The sequence below is a fragment of the Marinobacter sp. LQ44 genome (assembly GCF_001447155.2).
GTDB lineage: Bacteria > Pseudomonadota > Gammaproteobacteria > Pseudomonadales > Oleiphilaceae > Marinobacter.
On sequence record NZ_CP014754.1, the window covers coordinates 1,698,410 to 1,712,081 of the forward strand.

A 13,672-nucleotide genomic window follows, 5' to 3' on the forward strand; every position below is an offset into this window, starting at 1 on the left:
CCCATTCTTGTTGGCCCCCGCATTTACAACAATTAACCCCACGCACAGGTTTTCTCATCACTTGGTAGTAAGACTCCGCCAGAAACGAAAAAGCCCGCACTGGGGCGGGCTGGATTCGGTCCACAAAGGCTACTCGGCTTCTTCCGGCCCGAGAATCGCGTCATAGTATCCAGGGCGGCTAAAGGAGAGCCCATGCCGCTGATACAGCTGGGCCACTTCGCCATTGCGGATCATTCGGTCCACAGCGCCTTCAACGGCGTATCCCAGGGCACGATGGGTGTGCCGTATGGCGATGCCGACATCCCAAACCGGTTTACTGATACCAGGAAAGCCGTTGCTGGCCTTTTTGAAGGGACGGTCCGGATAAGACTTCAGACTGTGTTCCAGCTCCGCGCGCATGCCCATGACGGCGCTGACCTCACCGCTTGCCATCGCCTCGAACGCCTTGGCGACGGTCATGTAGTGATGCACCTGATCGCGCATGCGACCGCCAAAAGAGGAGGTCATGTAGGTGGCCGGCAGGGTATCGATCTCCACTCCGATCGGGTGGTACTGGAATTTGGCGACAGTATTGATTTCATCCAACTTGTCGGCATCGAACACAATCTGCCAACGCTCCTGCTGATAAGGCGCCACAAACACCACCTGCTCATTGATCATCTCGCCGGTTGAGTCGCGCATGTACTTGAACACACTGTCATGGGGGACCCGCATCATGATGTCGGCCACGCGTGTTTTGGACAGGTAATGACCTTTCCAGATGTGGTTGCGAAGATCGTCCCCCAGGTTTTCATCTGGAATGATCCAGTAGGGCCGGAATTCCACCCCCAGTGCCTCGGCGATCTGACGACCGAGATCCGCATCCACGCCTTTCGCTTCACCATTTTCCTCGTAGGAGTAAGGCGGAAAGTCCTTGTACATGCCGACGTTCAGAAAGCCCGAATCCTGGATAATATCCAGGGTGCGATCCGGAATGAGCAGGCGCGGCTGCTGCCCGTAGGCCATTGCCGCCAGCATCGTAAACACTACAAGTAATACACGAAACGCAGTTTTCATCACTCACCCTCCTGACGACGAATCATCACCAAACCGGATTACTCCGGCTTGGGCAGCGATTCAACGTAGGTGCGAATGGCCCAGATCGCAGTCTGATCCAGGTTGTCCTTGAAGGAGGGCATACCGCGGCCGGTGCCGTTGGTCACCCGACCAATAAAATATTCGTCGTCCCACTCTTCCAATTCACGAAGATCCGGTGTCAGGCCGCCGGACATGGCCTCAATGCCATGGCACACGGCACAGTTACCGGCATAGCCACTGCGCCCGACTTTGATCGCCTCTTCGTTGAGTGAGCCATGTTCGTTGCCCTCACGGAACGGATTTTCCGCGCGCAGCTCCTTGCCCAGGTCGGGCAAGGCACCGGTATCAACCGGTTGCGGTGTCACATCCCCGTGAGACCAGGCGGAGGAAGCGCCAACAGACAAAGTGGCAACGAGCAGGGTTCGAATGAAAACGTGTGTCAGCATGGTTAGACCACCTCTTGTTTTGAATCACGATGGCTGGCGCTGTTTTTGTGTGACGTCAACCAGCAGCTTTCCACAAGTATGGTGAGGCCGTGCTAGCGATAGAATGCCACTTTCGCTTTCAGACACTAGTTCCTTAGTAGTAAACGCTGAGAGTCAACGCCAAAGCATGAGTTTCCGCATTACCCATATAGAACGCCCGGTTTTTCATGATGATGGCCGTACCTTGGGAACTTTTCCCGAATCCTGTTGGTTTCATCCCATTGATCCGATGCTTTTTTCCGTCGCCACAGCGTCCCCCCAAGCCAATACTCGTGGCGTCGATGCCTTGAGCAAGACGATGGGTACAACAAAAAACAAGGGGAAAGACAATGAACTTCAAGACACGCAAGCGCCCGCTACTGCGGGGGATAGGACTGGCTCTGGCCCTCGGATCAGCGGTAGGTCTCGCCAGCCAGGCAAATGCTGGAAACGTAACCTGGGAAGATATCGCCAATGATGCACAAACAACCGAGAACGTGCTGGGCTACGGCATAGGCCCCAAGGCCCAACGATACAGCCCGATGACCACCATCAACCGGGACAACGTGGAACGACTGGTTCCGGCCTGGTCATTTTCGTTTGGCGATGAAAAACAACGGGGGCAGGAATCCCAGGCACTGGTTCATGACGGTGTTATCTATGTAACCGGCTCCTACTCTCGCATGTGGGCCCTGGATGCAAAAACCGGAAAACGGCTATGGGAATACAGTCACCGGCTGCCAGAAGGCATTCGCCCCTGTTGCGATGTGGTCAACCGTGGCGCTGCCATTTTTGGTGATAAAGTATTCTTCGGTACTCTGGATGCGGGCATTGTTGCCCTGAACAAGGATACCGGTAAGGTCGTCTGGCGAAAGAAATTCGGTGACCACGAAGCCGGCTACACCATGACCGGCGCACCCACGCTCGCGAAGGATCAGAAGACCGGTAAAGTTTTGCTGATTCACGGATCCTCAGGTGATGAATTTGGCGTTGTAGGCAAGCTGTTTGCCCGAGACCCGGATACCGGCGAAGAAATCTGGATGCGCCCGTTCGTCGAGGGCCATTATGGCCGTCTCAACGGTAAAAAAAGCACGCCAACCGGTGATCCTCGCGCGCCCAGTTGGCCCGACGACGCCTCCCGTGACACCGGTAAGGTTGAAGCCTGGAGTCATGGCGGTGGAGCCCCCTGGCAAAGCGCCAGCTTCGACGCGGAGACCAACACCATCATCATCGGTGCCGGCAATCCCGCACCCTGGAACACCTGGGCCCGCACATCACCGGGTGGCAATCCTCAGGATTATGACAACCTCTATACGTCAGGACAGGTTGGCGTAGACCCCACAACAGGTGAGGTGAAGTGGTTCTATCAACACACACCGAACGATGCCTGGGATTTTTCCGGTAATAACGAGCTTGTGCTGTTTGAGTACACAGATGACGGGCGTGAGGTAAAAGCCACCGCGCACGCTGACCGCAATGGCTTTTTCTACGTGGTCGACCGCACGAACGGCAAGCTCGAGAAAGCGTTCCCATTTGTTGACAATATTACCTGGGCCAGCCACATCGACCTGGAGACAGGCCGCCCCGTGGAAAGAAAAGGCCAGCGCCCACCACCCGTCCCGAAGGGTGAAACCCGTGGCGAATCCATCGAAGTCTCTCCGCCCTTCCTGGGTGGCAAAAACTGGAATCCTATGGCTTACAGTCAGGACACCGGGCTGTTCTACATACCCGCCAACCACTGGAAAGAAGATTACTGGACCGAAGAAGTTACCTACAAGAAAGGGGCTGCCTATCTGGGACAAGGCTTTCGAATCAAGCGAATGTATGACGACCACGTAGGCATCCTTCGAGCCATGAACCCACTCACCGGCGAGATCGAATGGGAACACAAAGAGCGGTTGCCACTTTGGGCCGGCGTTCTGACCACCAAAGGCGGCCTTGTGTTCACAGGCACTGGAGACGGCTACCTGAAGGCATTCGATGCCAAGACCGGTGAGGAACTTTGGAAATTCCAGACCGGCTCGGGAATCATCTCTTCGCCGATCACCTGGGAGATGGATGGCGAGCAATACATAGGCATCGCCTCCGGCTACGGCGGTGCAGTTCCGCTTTGGGGCGGCGATATGGCCGAACTGACCAAACCTGTCTCCCAGGGAGGTTCGTTCTGGGTATTCAAGATGCCCTCCTGGGCACAGGCCTCCCGCTAACGTTCCTCCGGACTGGGCCTGGCAGTTCGCCGGGCCCTTTTTTCTGCCTATGAGTCAGAGGTGAAATCATGAAACCTGTTATTACCGCCTCATTGTTACTGTTCACCGCATCGGCACTGGCCAGTGACTATATGGCCGATATGGATCAAATCCCCGTCATCAACGGCTGCAAGCTGGAACGCAAAGCTAGTTGCGCCGGCGCTGACCTGCAGGGGGCGGATCTGTCCAATATGGACCTTCACTCAGCCAACTTGCGCGGTGCCAACCTGTCTGGCGCAAATATCAGCCATACCAGCCTCCGAGGTGCCAACCTTGATGGGGCGAATCTCGACAATGTTACCGGCTATCGACTCCAGGCCTACCGGGCCAGCATGAGGGGCGCGTCACTGAAGAATGCCCAGTTACAGGGTATACAGGGCGAGTATCTGTTCGCCCAGGGAGCAGACTTCAGTGAGGCAGACCTGACCGGAGCCAACTTCGACTTCTCGCGTTTTTCCGGTGCCACTCTGGTGAACGCCACTATGCCCTTCAGCAGCTTCGAGATCTCCTGGATGCCAAAGGCAAATCTGGAGGGCGCCAACCTGAGGGGAGCAAACCTTCAGGAAGCGAAGCTGGGGCTGGCCAACCTGGCTGATGCCGACCTGACCGGAACCCGCATTCACTACGCCACGTTCGAGGGAACCCATATGGAGGGCTGCACAGCCTGCCCCTTTGACTGGTGAACCAGGGCGGGCTCAGACCCGCCTTGCTTCCTCCAGCTGACCATAGCGAACAAGGCCAGCATCCACCGCCAGATGAATCAGCTCCACTGACGAGGAAACCTGAAGCTTGCTCTTCAGGCCCGCCAAGTGGTTAGACACTGTCTTGTTGCTGACGCACAATCGACCAGCGATACCTGAAACACTCTCACCCCGGGCATACATCAGAAGAACCTCCATTTCCCTTTGGGTCATATCCCTGAGCCGATGATCTACCGGCCGCTCCTGGTTCATTGCCAGACGGGTCGCAATCGGATGCTCGATGTAGGGCTGGCCAGCAGCGACCCGTTTCACCGCTTCAGCCAACTCCTCCGGGGCGCAGCTTTTTGAGACAAACCCCAAACCGCCAATATCCAGAGCCTGCCTGACCATGGGCAGCTCATCGTGCATGGTGAAGAAAAGAATGGCCGCCCCACGCCAGCGCTGTCGCAGTCGGCGACCAACCTCCAAACCAGAGATATCGGGAAGCCCCATATCTAGTAACACCACATTTGGCCGCAACCATCCATAGCAAGCGACCGCATCCTCGCCGTTGTCGACTTCGGTGATCGCCACCGCAGGCAGCATTGAACGCAGGAGATTCGCAATCCCCTGGCGAACGACCTGGTGATCATCCACAATCATGAGCTTCACAGGATGCTCCCCGGGATTGGGCACAGTCGGGAAAGCGGGACGGCAAGCCGGATTCGGGTGCCCTCGCCCATTCGACTGAAGAACTTTACTTCACCACCCAGGCATCTGGCTCGCTCACGCATGGACCGCACACCCAGGCCGGCGTTGTCGGGCAGACAATCGTTTCCGACGCCATCATCACGTACCTCAATGCTCAGTTCCGTGGCGTTAAGGGCTACCGCCAATGTCGCGCAGGATGCATTGGCATGACGGGATACGTTGTTCAAGGCCTCCTGGAGAAACCGGTACAGGTGTGTCTGTTGCTCACCGGTAAATTCTGGCAGGCGGTCGTCCATCGCAAGGCGACACTCCAGGCCGCTAAGCTGTTGCCATTGTTCGGTCAGATGCCGGATTGCGCTGCCCAGACCCAACTGCTCCATCACCAGCGGATGCAAATCCTGGAGCAGGTGACGGAAATGCCTCTGGATGGTCTCACAGTTTTCCGCCAGGTCACTGGCCTGTTTCTTCTGCCGATCGTTCAGGCCGGAATCGTAGAGCAGGCTTCGCGCCTGGGCACGGATACCCGTCAGGTATTGCCCCAGGTCGTCATGGAGTACGCGGGCGATATGTTCACGCTCCCGGTCCTGCAACCGAAGCAGTTCGTTGAGCAGTCGACTGACGGTCTGCTGTTCCACCTGAAGCGCCTCGGCCATGGTATTGAAACGGCAAACCAGGGAGTCCAGTTCTTGTTCTTGCTGACGCGGTAGCCGGGAAGTGAGTTGACCCGCCGAGATTGCCCCCATGGCTTCAGAGAGGCTGGCGAGGGTACGCATGCCGCGCCTGACCATAACAAACAGCGCGAGGAAGCACAGGCAGGTACCAATCGCGTAGGCACCGGAAACCAGCAGGAACCCTTCCCAGATTTCCTCAACCTCATCGGCGGGATCAACCTGCCAGCCATTAATCACTGGCCGGTGGAGTTCTCTGGCAATCAGTGCTGAGAACCAGGCCGGCACATCCCTGCTTAGGCCAGAACCTGTATCACCCGCCGGCGTCAGGTGACGCATGCCGCTAACGACAGATTCCGGGAGATCGTCGGGGCTTTCCAAACTCTGTGCAAGCCCGGCAACACCGTCAAGTTCCCGCTGGACATCATGGCGGGCCTGCTGGATATAAAACAGCGCTCCGAGCAGATAGATGAGCAGAAAAACCGCCAGCATCAATAGAGATATCTTCCGATATACCGTCATTGTTTTTATCCATTGCGGGTAAACAGCCTGTCCACCCTCATGCTAAACCCGCCAGCTTTAACCGGAATAGTTCTTTAGTACTGGCACTTTCCTACTTTCTGAATATTTCACCGGCATTGCCCCTTCTCTAAGCTGGAATTACAACAATAAACCGGAGAATCCAATGTCTTTGTTATCCAGGACAGCGGCAGCCACCCTGCTCACTATGCTCAGCGCAGCTCCTCTCCACGCGGAGGCGCTCGACGTTCGCATCGGCTACCTGCAGTGGGTGCCAGACAAAGGCCCCGTGTTATCCAATATCATTCCAGAGCCCGAGGATGCGGGCCTGCGAGGAGCCGAGCTGGGACTGGCTGACAACCAGACCACCGGACGCTTTCTGGGGCAGAACTATAAGCTGGAAAGTGAAGTGGTGGATTCCCATGAGGAAGCCTTGGGAGCATTTGAGCTGATGCAAACCAGCGGCACCCAACTGTTCGTGGTTAACGCCCCCGCACAGACTGTCCAGGCGATCATGGGCATGGCCAGCGAAAATGCACTGATTTTCAACGCTGGAGCAAAAGACGACCAACTGCGCACCGACCAGTGCCATCCAAATCTTCTACACACCGTGCCCAGCTACGCCATGCTCACCGACTCGCTGGGCCAGTGGCTGAATATGCGGCGCTGGAACGACCTATTCCTGATTACTGGCCCGACCGAGGAAGACAAAGCCTGGGCCGATGCGTTTCGCCGGTCCGCCAAGCGCTTTGGCCTGAAGATTGTCCAGGACAAACCCTGGACCTTCGACGCCGACCTGCGCCGCACCGCCGCCAAGGAACTGCCCGCATTCACCCAGGCCCGCAACTATGATGCCGTGGTCGTGGCCGACGTGCGTGGCGATTTCGGCGAATACGTTCCCTTCAATACCTGGCTGCCGAGGCCGGTGGTCGGCACCCAGGGCATGGTGCCGGTTACCTGGCACCGGGTGGTTGAAGCCTGGGGCGCAGCGCAGCTTCAGAACCGGTTCCGGGCCCTGGCCGAGCGCGACATGAATGGCGACGACTACGCTGCCTGGGCCGCTGTCCGTTCAATTGGCACGGCGGTCACCGATCTGAAAGTGGCCGACGCCAACGAGATTCGCGACTTCCTGTTTACCGACAAGTTCCAACTGGCCGCCTTCAAGGGCCGCAGCTTGAGCTTTAGGGACTGGAATGGGCAGTTACGCCAGCCGATTCCGCTGGTTCACCCCAGAAGCCTGGTGGCTCAGGCCCCCTTCGAGGGCTTTCTGCATCCCAATACCGAAATGGACACCCTCGGGTTCGACAAACCCGAGAGCCAGTGTCGCATCAACGGCTGACCCTGCGCGGCGCCAACCTGAAAACAAGAAGGAGTAACACCATGAAATCAATATTCAAGAAAGCCGCACTGGCAGCCATGATCGGGCTCTCTGGGCCAGCAATGGCCAGCCTGGCCTATGTATCCAACGAGAAAGACAACACCCTTTCGGTCATCGATACCAAAACCCACGAAGTTATTGAAACCATTGATGTGGGTGCTCGCCCAAGGGGCATTCTGCTGTCCAAGGACTTCACCAAGCTCTATATCTGCGCCAGTGACGACGACACGGTGCAGGTGCTGGACCTGGCCACCCGGAAGATCATCGACACCCTGCCCTCCGGCGAGGACCCAGAGCAGTTTGCCCTGCATCCGAACAACCGGCATCTATACATCGCCAATGAGGACGATGCCATCGTGACGGTGGTAGACGTACAAACCAAGGACGTGCTGGCGCAGATTGATGTGGGCATCGAACCAGAGGGTATGGCGGTCAGCCCGGACGGTAAATGGGCGGTCAACACCAGTGAAACCACCAGCATGTTGCACTGGATCAACACCGAGACCTTTGAGATCGAGAAGAACGTGGTCGTTGGCCAGCGCCCCCGCCATGTGGAGTTCACCAAAGACAGCAAGATTGCCTGGGCCTCCGCAGAAATTGGCGGCACCGTGCACATCTTTGATGTCGACACCATCGAAGAGATCAAGCAGATTGATTTCAAGATCCGCGGCGTACCCCAGGACCGCGTTCAGCCGGTTGGCATTCAGCTGACCTCTGACGGCAAGTACGCCTTTGTGGCCTTGGGGCCGTCCAACCACGTCGCCGTGGTGGATGCCCAGACCTATGAGGTTCTGGACTATCTGCTGGTCGGTTCCCGGGTATGGCAGCTGGCACTGGATAAGGATGAGAAGTTCCTTTACACCACCAACGGTGTCTCTGGCGATGTCTCTGTGATTGATGTAGACGAGCTCAAGGTCATCAAGTCTATCAAGGTGGGCCGCTACCCCTGGGGTGTGGTGATTGATCCGACTTCATGACCATTGAAGCCCGGGACATCAGCTTCCACTACGGAGACAAAGCGGTTCTGAAGGAGGTCAGCTTCGCGCTGAGCTCTGGCCGTTTCCATGCACTTCTGGGCCCAAACGGGGCAGGTAAATCCACCCTGTTTGGCTTGCTCACCCGGCTACTGGCCTTGCAGCAGGGCGATGTCTTGCTGGGCGGCCAGTCGCTCAGAAAACAGCCCGCAGAGGCGATGCGGAAGATCGGCGTGGTGTTCCAGCAGAATGCCCTGGATCTGGACTTGTCCGTTCGCCAGAATCTGCACTACCACGCCGCGCTGCATGGCCTGTCCCGCAAAGAAGCCCGGGCCCGTGGTGACCGGGAGCTGACCCGGTTCAATCTGCTCGACCGGGCCGACGACGCGGTTCGCCAGCTCAATGGGGGGCACCGGCGGCGGGTGGAAATTGCGCGTGCACTGCTTCATCAACCCTCCCTGTTACTTCTGGATGAGCCCACCGTAGGCCTCGATGTCGCCAGCCGGCGGGCACTCAACGAACACGTTCGGACCCTGTGCGAGCAAGACGGGCTGACCGTACTCTGGGCCACGCACCTGATTGAAGAGGTTCAGGAGCAAGACAAGGTGTTGATTCTGCACCAGGGCCGCTTGCTGGCAAACGGCACGGGACAGGTGATCTGCGAGGAGCAAGGCGCACAGAATCTGGCAGACACGTTCCACAAACTGACCGGAGCCGGCTGATATGAAAGCCATCGATTATTGGCACTGTTTTATGGGCATCCAGACCCGGGAATGGCTCAGGTTCTGGCAGCAACGCACTCGCTTTGCCAGTGCGCTGGTGCGGCCCCTGCTCTGGCTGGTGGTATTCGCCGCCGGGTTCCGGGCGGTTCTGGGCATTTCCATTATCCCCCCGTACCAGACCTACATCACTTATGAAACCTACATCGTGCCCGGACTGTGCGGCATGATTATCCTGTTCAACAGTATGCAGGGGGCCCTGTCGATGGTGTATGACCGGGAACTGGGCAGCATGCGGGTGCTGTTGATGAGCCCCCTGCCCAGGCCATTTCTGCTGATTACCAAACTGCTGGCCATGGGTTTTGTGTCAGTGGCCCAGGTTTATGTTTTTCTGCTGATCGCATGGCTGGTTGGCGTAGAGCCACCCCGATGGGGGTACCTGGCGATTCTGCCCGCATTGATCCTCACCAGCCTGATGCTGGGCGCACTGGGATTGCTGATAGCCACCTGGATAAAACAACTGGAGAACTTCGCGGGGGTGATGAACTTTGTCATTTTCCCGATGTTCTTTATGTCTTCGGCCCTGTATCCGCTGTGGCGCATGAACGAAGCCAGCCCGTGGCTTTACTGGATCTGCCAGTTCAATCCGTTTACCCACGCAGTTGAAGCGATCCGGTTTTCACTCTACCTGGAATGGAACCCTCTGGCCGTCGGCATAACCGCCGGCGTGACCATCGTACTTTCGCTGTTCGCTACCGCGGGTTTTCGCCCCCAGCGGACGAAAATCCTGGGGAGCAAGCCCGCCTGATCCGGTCGAGTGTCAGGAGCCCACTCTATCCAGCCTCCTCAGCTGCTCCAACAACTCGCGAACGGCTCCCGACTCCACCACCCGGTCGTCCCATTGCAACCTTGCCGGCTTACCATCGAGGTACCAGAGCCGGTTTGCCAGTAACTCTGCATCACCGCTGTCGTGGGTCACACAGATCATGGCCATATCCGGGTTTGCGTCCAATATGCCGGCAATCAGCTGTTTCAGATCTCCCGCCATGATCGGGTCGAGCGAGGCAAAGGGCTCGTCCAGCAGCAAAAGATCCGGCTTGACTGCCAGACAGCGGGCCAAAGCAGCACGGCGCGCCATCCCCAGTGAAAGCTGATCCGGCAGGTAATGGCCATAACCGGCCAGACCAACCTGTCGCAACAGGTGCTCAGCCTCCTCATCGCTCGCGCCCACCAGCCGGAGGTTGGCTTTCAGGCTTCGCCAGGGCAACAGCCGATGCTCCTGAAACAGGTACCCGACTCGCAGTGTTTCACGACCAACCACCGCACCGGCCGGCATTGAGTTATCCAGGCCGGCGATGGCATTGATCAGCGTGGTCTTACCGATGCCAGACGGCCCCAGCAAGCAGATGCGGTCGCCACGCTTGATGGTGGCAAAAACTTCGCCCAGCACGGGCTGTGCATAGTCTCGACCGCGTATTCTCAGCTCAAGCATGGGCCTGCTCCGGCTGTCGCCAGCGATTAGCCCGCCTTTCCACAGGCTGTAACAGCCCCAGTTCAATCAACTGCACAACGGCGATAAACGCCAGGCTGTAGGCCAGAATGGCGGCAACGTCGAACACCTGGAACGCCAGGTGCAGCTGAAAACCAATACCGCTGGAACGCCCCAGCAGTTCAACCACCAGAACGATTTTCCAGATCAGTGAAAGCCCTCCCCGGGTGGCCGCCATCAGATAAGGAAAGAGCTGCGGCACCCACACCTCACGGAGCCGCTGCCAGCGGGTAAATCCGTACACGGTAGCCATCTGTTCCAGCCGGTAGTCCAGGCTGCGTGCACCTTCTCGGACTGTGACGGCAACGTTCGGGATCTTGTTGATAACAACCGCCATCACCGCGGCCGCTTCCACCAGCCCGAACCAGACATACATCAGTATGATCGTGACCAGCGCAGGCAGGTTCAGAAGCAACACCAGCATGGGATCAAACAGTGCGTTGGCGGTGCGCGACCGACCCATCACAATGCCGATACACGTACCCAGCAGCATCGCCAGGGTAAACGCCACCGCGACCCGTGCCAGCGTGGCGCCCAGATGGAACCAGAGTTGACCGCCCCGCGCTTCCTTCATCAAGGTTTCCAGCACCTGCAATGGTCCGGGTAGCAGCGGGGACTCCAGGTGCCAGGCAAACAGTCCCCAGCACACAATAAACAGCGGCAGTACCAACCAGTAGCTCCAGAATGGCGGGTGACCTGTCTGGCTGCTCACGGCGGGCTCCGGTAGAACAGGGCTTCGGGCATCAGGGCCTCGGTATCAGCGCCTGTAAGCACCAGCAGCCGCTGGAGATCGCCACGGCGCTGCTCGGTCAGCGGCGCCGGGGTGCCCGCCACAAAGCCATCCCGCAGGGCTTCGAACACGGCCTCTGTGGACTGCCCCATCAGAGGCCTTAACCGCTGCCAGTGCGATGGTTCACCGGCCAGCTCGGCTTTTGCCTGTTGCAGCGAACGGGCAAAGCGTTCAATCAACCCGGCATGCTGTTGCGCCCATTCTGAGGGAAAGACATAACCCAGTACCGGCAGGTTTGGGTCCAGGTCCAGAGCCCTGAGCAGGTCCGCCATCCCGAAAGCCGAACGCCAGCCGCCCTCGCCTCTGAGCCGGGCAGAGAAGTGCCAGTAGGTGACGATGGCATCAACCTGCTCACGCTTTAGCGCCTGGTTCAGTAGTGGCGGGGCGGCGAACTGCACCCGGGCATCTTGAGCCAGATCGATACCCTGTCGCTCTGCCACCTTGGTCAACAGCACCCAGCCCTTGCTGTCCGGCCCGCCGGCTACGCCGATGCGTTTGCCTGCCAGGTCAGCCACCGAGCGAATCGCAGACGCCTCCGGCACGACGATATCCCCGATCTGGCTTGAGAACGGCACATACAGGTAGGGGGTGCCAGCTTGGAATCGAGACTGCGCCCAGAGCAAATCGGCCACCGCGCCATGCACGGAACCACTGGTGACTGCCAGCCGTGACGCCGGCAAATTCGCCACCAGTTTCAGATCAAGCCGATAGCCGTTCTTCTGGTCCAGCTTTCTGTGTTGCAGATGATCCAGCTCCCAGTGGGCGGTACCGAACTGAAGCACGCTGATGCTGAGAACGGGCAAGCCTGCCGGTTCCTGCGAATAGCCGTTGTCCGGTGTTACCAGAAAAACCACGGCAAACACCAGGCTGAGTGCGCGAAAGCCCCGTGAGAACCACCCCTTGAGGCCCGGGTGTACGGCTTGAGTTATTCTTGTGTGATGCTTCATGCCATCACGATACGAAGCCCTCAGCCCTTCAAGAATAGTACTTTGGTGCCTGTTTTTTGGTGCGATGGTCGCATTCAACCCAAGTCCAATATGGCGTGTAATGAAAACATCACAATAATAAACAGAAGGTGATCGCACCCATGCAGACACCTTCTGCACAGGAGGCCGCCATGTTAACCGAGCTTGATGCCGCACTCTCGTCGGAAAAACGCTATGATGAATCCGACACCACTCCCGAAGACGACAATAAACAGGCAGAAACATCCATGGAGCCGGCGTATAAGATTCTGATTGCTGACGACCACCCCCTGTTCCGGGAAGCGATCAGCAGTGTGATCGCCTCAGGATTCCAGCGCAGTGAGATTATCGAAACCGATGATCTGGACAGCGCTCTGGAAATCACCCGCGAAAACGACGACCTCGACCTCATCCTGCTGGATCTGAACATGCCAGGTATGCACGGCCTGAACGGCCTGATCACCCTGCGCAACGAGGCGCCGACCATCCCGGTGGTGATCGTTTCCGCCGAGGAAGACAAACAGGTGGTTCTGCAGGCGATCACTTACGGCGCGGTGGGTTTCATCACCAAATCCTCGCCCCGGGCCCAGATGACCGAAGCCATCCAGCAGATCCTGAATGGCAACGTATACCTGCCCTCCGATATCATTCGCACCGGCAAGGAAAGTAACAGCCGCAGAGCCCGGCACGAGGACAACCCCATTTCCCCGGAACTGCTCAACTCCCTGACCCGTCGCCAGTTACTTGTGCTGGAAAGAATGTCCAAAGGCGAGTCCAACAAGCAGATCGCCTACAACCTGAACATTGCAGAAACCACCGTAAAAGCCCACGTTTCGGCCATTCTGAGGAAACTCGGTGTGCACAACCGGGTGCAGGCCATTCTGTCGGCCAGTGATGTGGATTTCAGCCAGTACCTGAAGCGTTGACCAGTC

14 protein-coding genes are annotated in these 13,672 nt (G+C 57.9%); 7 read left to right on the plus strand and 7 right to left on the minus strand.

Annotated elements, in window-relative coordinates:
- Positions 1-129 precede the first annotated feature (129 nt).
- Entirely contained in the window at positions 130-1,056 is a 927-nt protein-coding gene (locus ASQ50_RS07965; protein ID WP_058092503.1) for a substrate-binding periplasmic protein, read from the minus strand.
- A gap of 38 nt (positions 1,057-1,094) precedes the next feature.
- Positions 1,095-1,523: a cytochrome c-550 PedF gene (pedF, locus tag ASQ50_RS07970; protein WP_058092502.1), complete on the minus strand. Its 429-nt coding sequence runs from the start codon at positions 1,521-1,523 to the stop codon at positions 1,095-1,097.
- Between the two features lie 368 nt (positions 1,524-1,891).
- Here pedF and ASQ50_RS07975 point away from each other — a divergent pair, with 368 nt between their 5' ends.
- The gene (locus tag ASQ50_RS07975; RefSeq protein ID WP_058092501.1) at positions 1,892-3,748 is read left to right on the plus strand and encodes a methanol/ethanol family PQQ-dependent dehydrogenase; all 1,857 of its coding nucleotides are present in this window, start codon (positions 1,892-1,894) and stop codon (positions 3,746-3,748) included.
- A 68-nt stretch (positions 3,749-3,816) separates the two neighbouring features.
- Positions 3,817-4,470, plus strand: coding sequence for a pentapeptide repeat-containing protein (locus ASQ50_RS07980; protein ID WP_058092500.1), 654 nt, complete (start codon positions 3,817-3,819; stop codon positions 4,468-4,470).
- Positions 4,471-4,482: 12 nt separating this feature from the next.
- Here ASQ50_RS07980 and ASQ50_RS07985 read toward each other — a convergent pair whose 3' ends face one another.
- Both ASQ50_RS07985 and ASQ50_RS07990 read right to left on the minus strand, forming a co-directional pair.
- On the minus strand, positions 4,483-5,139 hold the full coding sequence (locus ASQ50_RS07985; RefSeq protein WP_058092499.1) for a response regulator transcription factor: 657 nt from the start codon (positions 5,137-5,139) through the stop codon (positions 4,483-4,485).
- On the minus strand, positions 5,136-6,368 hold the full coding sequence (locus tag ASQ50_RS07990; RefSeq protein ID WP_058092498.1) for a sensor histidine kinase: 1,233 nt from the start codon (positions 6,366-6,368) through the stop codon (positions 5,136-5,138). Before ASQ50_RS07990 ends, ASQ50_RS07985 begins: the two co-directional genes overlap by 4 nt.
- 163 nt (positions 6,369-6,531) lie before the next feature.
- Here ASQ50_RS07990 and ASQ50_RS07995 point away from each other — a divergent pair, with 163 nt between their 5' ends.
- From ASQ50_RS07995 to ASQ50_RS08010, 4 genes are read left to right on the plus strand one after another with little or no spacing between them, the layout of a single operon-like run.
- A complete protein-coding gene (locus ASQ50_RS07995) occupies positions 6,532-7,704 on the plus strand; it encodes an ABC transporter substrate-binding protein (RefSeq protein ID WP_058092497.1) in 1,173 nt (390 codons plus the stop codon).
- A gap of 41 nt (positions 7,705-7,745) precedes the next feature.
- Complete coding sequence (locus tag ASQ50_RS08000; protein WP_058092496.1) at positions 7,746-8,720, plus strand: YVTN family beta-propeller repeat protein; 975 nt, start codon at positions 7,746-7,748, stop codon at positions 8,718-8,720.
- Positions 8,717-9,439, plus strand: a complete 723-nt coding sequence (locus tag ASQ50_RS08005) for an ABC transporter ATP-binding protein (RefSeq protein ID WP_058092495.1) — start codon at positions 8,717-8,719, stop codon at positions 9,437-9,439. Before ASQ50_RS08000 ends, ASQ50_RS08005 begins: the two co-directional genes overlap by 4 nt.
- Before the next feature lies 1 nt (position 9,440).
- Positions 9,441-10,244, plus strand: a complete 804-nt coding sequence (locus ASQ50_RS08010; protein ID WP_058092494.1) for an ABC transporter permease — start codon at positions 9,441-9,443, stop codon at positions 10,242-10,244.
- Positions 10,245-10,256: 12 nt separating this feature from the next.
- On the opposite strand, the gene ASQ50_RS08015 is transcribed toward ASQ50_RS08010, so the two are convergent.
- The 3 genes from ASQ50_RS08015 to ASQ50_RS08025 are packed head-to-tail and all read right to left on the minus strand — an operon-like array spanning position 10,257 to position 12,722.
- Complete coding sequence (locus tag ASQ50_RS08015) at positions 10,257-10,928, minus strand: ATP-binding cassette domain-containing protein (protein ID WP_058092493.1); 672 nt, start codon at positions 10,926-10,928, stop codon at positions 10,257-10,259.
- The gene (locus tag ASQ50_RS08020; protein WP_058092492.1) at positions 10,921-11,697 is read right to left on the minus strand and encodes an ABC transporter permease; all 777 of its coding nucleotides are present in this window, start codon (positions 11,695-11,697) and stop codon (positions 10,921-10,923) included. The genes ASQ50_RS08015 and ASQ50_RS08020 overlap by 8 nt, the downstream gene beginning before the upstream one ends.
- Positions 11,694-12,722: an ABC transporter substrate-binding protein gene (locus tag ASQ50_RS08025; protein ID WP_082888456.1), complete on the minus strand. Its 1,029-nt coding sequence runs from the start codon at positions 12,720-12,722 to the stop codon at positions 11,694-11,696. Before ASQ50_RS08025 ends, ASQ50_RS08020 begins: the two co-directional genes overlap by 4 nt.
- 266 nt (positions 12,723-12,988) lie before the next feature.
- Between ASQ50_RS08025 and ASQ50_RS08030 the strand changes: the two genes are divergently transcribed.
- Positions 12,989-13,666 carry a response regulator transcription factor gene (locus ASQ50_RS08030; RefSeq protein ID WP_058092578.1) on the plus strand — a complete coding sequence of 226 codons (678 nt, stop codon included), beginning with the start codon at positions 12,989-12,991 and terminating at the stop codon, positions 13,664-13,666.
- Positions 13,667-13,672 lie beyond the last annotated feature (6 nt).

What these genes read in the sequence shown, in the direction of transcription:
- ASQ50_RS07965 (WP_058092503.1), bottom strand. Translation starts at nt 1,056, where the DNA reads ATGAAAACTGCGTTTCGTGTATTACTTGTAGTGTTTACGATGCTGGCG.
- pedF (WP_058092502.1), bottom strand. Translation starts at nt 1,523, where the DNA reads ATGCTGACACACGTTTTCATTCGAACCCTGCTCGTTGCCACTTTGTCT.
- ASQ50_RS07975 (WP_058092501.1), top strand. Translation starts at nt 1,892, where the DNA reads ATGAACTTCAAGACACGCAAGCGCCCGCTACTGCGGGGGATAGGACTG.
- ASQ50_RS07980 (WP_058092500.1), top strand. Translation starts at nt 3,817, where the DNA reads ATGAAACCTGTTATTACCGCCTCATTGTTACTGTTCACCGCATCGGCA.
- ASQ50_RS07990 (WP_058092498.1), bottom strand. Translation starts at nt 6,368, where the DNA reads ATGACGGTATATCGGAAGATATCTCTATTGATGCTGGCGGTTTTTCTG.
- ASQ50_RS07995 (WP_058092497.1), top strand. Translation starts at nt 6,532, where the DNA reads ATGTCTTTGTTATCCAGGACAGCGGCAGCCACCCTGCTCACTATGCTC.
- ASQ50_RS08000 (WP_058092496.1), top strand. Translation starts at nt 7,746, where the DNA reads ATGAAATCAATATTCAAGAAAGCCGCACTGGCAGCCATGATCGGGCTC.
- ASQ50_RS08005 (WP_058092495.1), top strand. Translation starts at nt 8,717, where the DNA reads ATGACCATTGAAGCCCGGGACATCAGCTTCCACTACGGAGACAAAGCG.
- ASQ50_RS08010 (WP_058092494.1), top strand. Translation starts at nt 9,441, where the DNA reads ATGAAAGCCATCGATTATTGGCACTGTTTTATGGGCATCCAGACCCGG.
- ASQ50_RS08015 (WP_058092493.1), bottom strand. Translation starts at nt 10,928, where the DNA reads ATGCTTGAGCTGAGAATACGCGGTCGAGACTATGCACAGCCCGTGCTG.
- ASQ50_RS08025 (WP_082888456.1), bottom strand. Translation starts at nt 12,722, where the DNA reads ATGAAGCATCACACAAGAATAACTCAAGCCGTACACCCGGGCCTCAAG.
- ASQ50_RS08030 (WP_058092578.1), top strand. Translation starts at nt 12,989, where the DNA reads ATGGAGCCGGCGTATAAGATTCTGATTGCTGACGACCACCCCCTGTTC.